The 4,569-nt window shown below is 69.9% G+C and carries 5 protein-coding genes and 3 pseudogenes; 6 read left to right on the top strand and 2 right to left on the bottom strand.

Going from position 1 to position 4,569, the window contains the following annotated elements; translation table 11 throughout:
• Positions 1-75: 75 nt before the first annotated feature.
• Positions 76-954 (bottom strand): annotated as a pseudogene (locus ACIRRH_RS43780) (transposase); the annotation flags it as partial.
• Between the two features lie 23 nt (positions 955-977).
• On the opposite strand from ACIRRH_RS43780, the gene ACIRRH_RS43775 reads away from it, so the two are divergent.
• From ACIRRH_RS43775 to ACIRRH_RS43765, 3 genes are read left to right on the top strand one after another with little or no spacing between them, the layout of a single operon-like run.
• Positions 978-1,187, top strand: a complete 210-nt coding sequence (locus ACIRRH_RS43775) for an integrase core domain-containing protein (RefSeq protein ID WP_403079072.1) — start codon at positions 978-980, stop codon at positions 1,185-1,187.
• Entirely contained in the window at positions 1,184-1,900 is a 717-nt protein-coding gene (locus ACIRRH_RS43770; protein ID WP_403079071.1) for a hypothetical protein, read from the top strand. The genes ACIRRH_RS43775 and ACIRRH_RS43770 overlap by 4 nt, the downstream gene beginning before the upstream one ends.
• A 53-nt stretch (positions 1,901-1,953) precedes the next feature.
• Positions 1,954-3,447, top strand: a complete 1,494-nt coding sequence (locus ACIRRH_RS43765; RefSeq protein ID WP_403079070.1) for a hypothetical protein — start codon at positions 1,954-1,956, stop codon at positions 3,445-3,447.
• 109 nt (positions 3,448-3,556) lie between these two features.
• Here ACIRRH_RS43765 and ACIRRH_RS43760 read toward each other — a convergent pair.
• Positions 3,557-3,700 (bottom strand): annotated as a pseudogene (locus ACIRRH_RS43760) (exodeoxyribonuclease III); the annotation flags it as partial.
• Positions 3,701-3,716: 16 nt separating this feature from the next.
• On the opposite strand from ACIRRH_RS43760, the pseudogene ACIRRH_RS43755 reads away from it, so the two are divergent.
• The 3 genes and pseudogenes from ACIRRH_RS43755 to ACIRRH_RS43745 all read left to right on the top strand — a co-directional run.
• Positions 3,717-3,803, top strand: a pseudogene (locus ACIRRH_RS43755) (ABC transporter ATP-binding protein); the annotation flags it as partial.
• A gap of 2 nt (positions 3,804-3,805) precedes the next feature.
• Entirely contained in the window at positions 3,806-4,105 is a 300-nt protein-coding gene (locus ACIRRH_RS43750) for a hypothetical protein (RefSeq protein ID WP_403079068.1), read from the top strand.
• Positions 4,054-4,569, top strand: a 516-nt coding sequence (locus tag ACIRRH_RS43745; protein WP_403079067.1) for an ABC transporter permease, incomplete at its 3' end; no start/stop codon positions are given. The genes ACIRRH_RS43750 and ACIRRH_RS43745, both read left to right, overlap by 52 nt.

Raw genomic sequence — 4,569 nt, 5'->3', positions numbered from 1 at the left:
GCACCTACGGCCCCACCATCAGCCGCCTCTCCAATCGGTCAGCCCACTCAAATTCGTGCAACTTCGTGTCGCACGATCGCCCTCCCAGTGGCCGGCAACTGCCCGGGTCTCGACCTCGGCAGGGCGCTCGCTGATCACCACGTCGGGCGTGACGTGCCCGGCCGCCTTCCGGCGGGTGCGCGATCGAGGAACCCGCAGGGCACGCCCGGTCCGCAGGCACGCGACCAGCTCACGCTCGAGCGCGCCGCGGCCCCGGACGTAGAGGGCCTGGTAGATCGCCTCATGCGAGATCCGCATGGACTCGTCGTCCGGGTAGTCGACCGGCAACCGCTTGGATATCTGCTCCGGACTCCACGCCGTGGCCCAACGCCGGTCCTGACGGCGGGGCTTGTTCCGTCCCTTCCACTCCCGTGTCGCCGGGCCCGACACCGGCATCCCGTCCGGCGCCTGGATCACGCCGACCAGCCGGTCCTGCACGTAATCACGCAGCCGCTCGTCGGTTGCGAGCTTCGCCGTCTTCGGCCGGCCCGCCGCCAGCTCGGCCTTCCACTGTGCGATCGAGGCCCGATAGTCAAGCTGCCCGCACCGCGTGGCCGCGTTGCGCCGCAGCTCGCGAGAGATCGTCGACGGCGAGCGCCCCAGCCTGCGGGCGATCTCTCTCACGCCCGTATCCTGGGCCCTCAGCAGGGCGATCTCCTCGCGCTCGGCGAACGACAGATACCGGCCTGACAACGGACTGAGCTGGATCGAAGGCATCCCGCCACGATCGCGGAACCATCGCGAACCGACCGGCCCGGACACGCCGCACGCCACCGCGGCATCCTCGCTCGTGAGACCTTCAGCGATCTTCACCCAGAACGCGCGCTCCACGTCCCGACGCACCGGCGGCCGACCCGGCGAACGCATCGCCGGACGCCCCGTCACCTTCGTCGTCCACCCCGCAGGCCGTCCCATCCGACACCTCCACGATCAAGGTGTTGCAACGACCGGTTGAATCCACCCAATACACCTCAGCGGCGTTCGCGGGCGTCTGCGACCGGTACGGGATCCGTCGCAGCATGGGTCGGGTCGGCTCCAGCTACGACAACGCCCTGGCCGAGAGCCTGTGGCAGAGCCTCAAACGAGAAGCCCTGTACCGGACGCTGTTCTCCACAATGGAGCAGGCCGCTTCGGCCCGCCGCGGGTGAAGCGGCGCAGGACCTGCTCGGCCTCGGCGGCCGCCTGGCTCGCCTCCGACGACCGGGGCCGCGAACCCAACCTGCGGCTCCTCGCCATCCTCCGCGGCGTGCACGACCTGCGCACCCTCGATGGAGGCCACGACCGTGACGGCCACCGTCGCACTGTGCCCAAAGCGGTGTGGCACGGTCTACTCGCCGAGGAAACCCTCGACCTCGAACCGTTCGAGCCCGCGACCGGAGACCGGCGGCGAAGGGGAAGCGGCATCCCGCTCGGTGTCCTCGCGGACGTCCAGATCTACACCACGAACGCCAACCCGCGGATCCAGGGAAAGGGCCACTCACCCCTCTGCAGGCACTCCAACGAGCGCGGCGTCGCGGACGACGACCTCCTAACCCCAGCAGACCTCCTCGGCCGCGAGGACCTCAACTACCACTGGTGCAGCAAGTGCGGCGGCTACGCCGTGCGCCGGCTCACCGATACTCAGCTGTCGTACTACCGCGCGGCGCACCGCCTCCACGGGATCGCCCAGGACCTCGACCTCGAGCGGGGCGGCCACGAGCACCTCGACCTGGAGAGGATCACGGAGCAGCTGCGCGAGCTGGCCAACTGGCATCCGGCGGGCCAGGATTCCTGGTATACGAGCGGATCCCGGCGCTGGCGGCGCATCGTCCGTGACCTCCAGGACAAGGCCGAGGCCGCCCGCCGTCACGACACGCCATGACGTTCATCGCTACCACTCCGCACCAGCCCGAGCACCCGAAAGCACCTCGCCCCATGGACCTCACGCCTTCCATTGCCACCTCGCCGCACGCCGCCGGCCCGCGCCTGCTCGTCCGGCTCACCGCACCGCTGAGGCGGGCCGGCTGGGCAGCCGGCGAGATCTGGGGCGAGAGTGACGAGGCCGACGAAAGCCCCGATACCCTGCCGGCTGCGATGGAGTTGTCCCGCTCGAACTTCCACATCAGCGTCCACTGGGACCCCGAAACGGCCCAGCTCACCGTGGACGACCCGACCGACGGGTGGGGCTGGGGCGGGGACGAGAGCCTGCCGCCCCTGTTCCCGCTCGACGACGACCTCGTCATCGACCTCAGCGGACATCCGACCCAAGCCGCGAAGGCGGAAGCCGCACGCCGGGCCTTCGCCGGGGCGGGACTCCTCGACGCGACCCGCATCCACCTGCCCGACACCGCCAAGGGTCTGCGCCACGACTTGGTCATGCTGCTATGGGCCGACCACATCAGCGACGCGATCAGTCGCCACCGGGGCGGCGACGACGGATCCGAGACGATCGCGGCGCTCGGGGAGGAGTTCTCCTGGCGGGCGGGCGCCGGACTGCGCGCCTACCCGCTGATCGTCCCGGACCCCGTCCCCACCGCGGCCGCCCGCGGTATCGCCGAATGGTGCTGGCGCCGCGAGAGCGACGTCGAGGAATGGCACTTCAAGATCCGCGACATCACGATGGCCCGCGCCAACATCGCCACCACCCGCGCCGTGCTGCCCCACGTCCACCCCGAAGGCGTCGACTGGCCGGCCGTCCGCCTCGCCCTCACCACACCCGCCCGCCGACTCGCAGACGGCAGAGCGCTCAGCGACATCTTCGAAGAAGGCCGGGCACCGATCCTCGCCCCCATCCACCGCCAAATCGATCTCTGGCAGACCGCCGACGAAACCCTCGGACCGGACACCGTCCTGCGGCTGCTCACCCTGCACGGTTCCCGCACCGAGTCGGTCGGCGAATGGTGGGGATCCGGCTGGTACGAGACCGCTGCCCGCCGCGCTGTCGCCCGCGCCGCGAACAGCGGCGGCCTCCCGCCCGCCTTCCCCGACGCCGAGCGGCTCGCGGACACCGCAGCCTGCCACCCCGACCTGCTCGACGACGACACGTTCGCCTGGCTCACCGAGGCCGTCTGGAAGGAGGAATCCCTCCGACGTGACGCCCTGCTGCCGGTTCCCGTCGCGCTCACCCTGCCGGACTGGGTAGCACAGGACTTGCTCGCTCCCCTCCAGCCGGGCACCGACGAAGAGGAACCCGACCGCGCCGAGACCAGTGGGCTCGTACCCGGCCGATCGGCGGCCGGGTACGAAGGCCTGACTCTAGACGCTCACGCCGCCTTGCCGAAGTGGTGGCCGACTGATGAACCGGGCGAGCCGGCGATCGACTGCCCGGAGTCATCACCTGTGCCGCGGGGCGACTCTCGCCAGACGGCCTTGGTTTTTACAAACCGAGGCGTTTCCGGAACATTGGCTGACTGCCAGTCAGGATGGTGAAGCGCCGCATAGTGCGGTTGCAGTGTCAGTAGCAGCCGCAATCGTTGCTCCGGTAGGGCGTGCGACGAACCGCAGCAGTTCAAGCCAGCTTCCCGAATTCGGTTCAGTGCTAGAGGAGTTGGTCGATGTCGAAGACGGCTGTCACCGGTGCGTGGTCGCTCCAGCGTTCGGCATGGGAGGCGGGGCGTTCGACGTAGGCCTCGATGGCGGTGTCCGCAAGTTTCTGACTGGCCATCAGATAGTCAATCCTCCAGCGGATAGACGCCTGGCGGATCGTCGACGAGCTGCTGGACCCGACAGCCGACTCCGTGCTGGACCGGATGCGCGAGTTCGACGGCGCCGGACGGAGCAGCTGACGATGATCAAGGCCGGCATCCGCAACTTCCTCGCCCACAAGGGCCGGATGGCGCTGTCCACCCTCGCCGTCCTGCTCGGCGTGGCGTTCGTTTCCGGCACCCTGGTGTTCTCCGACACCATCAACGTCGCGTTCACCGACATCGCCGGCTCCACCGCCGCCGACGTGACGGTCAAGCCGAAGCAGGCCTTCACCCCGAGGTCGAGGACCGCGGCCTGTCCGGCGAGACCCCGACCCTGCCCGCGAGCGCGGTGGCCAAGGTCGCCGCCGTCCCGGGCGTCAAGGCCGCGCACGGTCAGGTGAGCCTGCAGAACCTCACCGTCGTCGACAAGGACAACAAGCCCGTCGGCCCCACCATCGGCGCCCCCACCCTCGGCCAGAACTGGTACGACGACCCCCAGGTTCACCTCGCCCAGGGACACGCCCCCACCAAGGCCGGCGAGATCGTTCTTGACCAGGCCAGCGCCCGGCACAAGAACATCCGCCTCGGCGACCCGCTGCGCATCCTCACCCCCGCCGGCTCCACCCCGGGCACCCTCGTCGGCACCGTCACCTACCGGACCGGCAACCCCGGCGTGACCATGGCCTACGTCGACACCACCGCCGCCCAGGCCCAACTGCTCGGCAAGCCCGACCAGTTCACCGGCATCACGGTCGACACCGCCCCCGGCGCCAGCCACACCGCCGCCCAGACGGCGATCAAGGCCGCGCTCGGCGACGGCTACTCGGTGGCCACCAAGGAACAGCAGGCCACCACCGCCGCCCAG

Origin of the sequence: Kitasatospora sp. NPDC101235, assembly GCF_044767505.1 — a bacterium.
Classification (GTDB): Bacteria; Actinomycetota; Actinomycetes; order Streptomycetales; family Streptomycetaceae; genus Kitasatospora.
This window is presented reverse-complemented; position numbering and strand designations above follow the sequence as displayed.

What these genes read in the sequence shown, in the direction of transcription:
- ACIRRH_RS43765 (WP_403079070.1), top strand. Translation starts at nt 1,954, where the DNA reads ATGGACCTCACGCCTTCCATTGCCACCTCGCCGCACGCCGCCGGCCCG.
- ACIRRH_RS43750 (WP_403079068.1), top strand. Translation starts at nt 3,806, where the DNA reads ATGATCAAGGCCGGCATCCGCAACTTCCTCGCCCACAAGGGCCGGATG.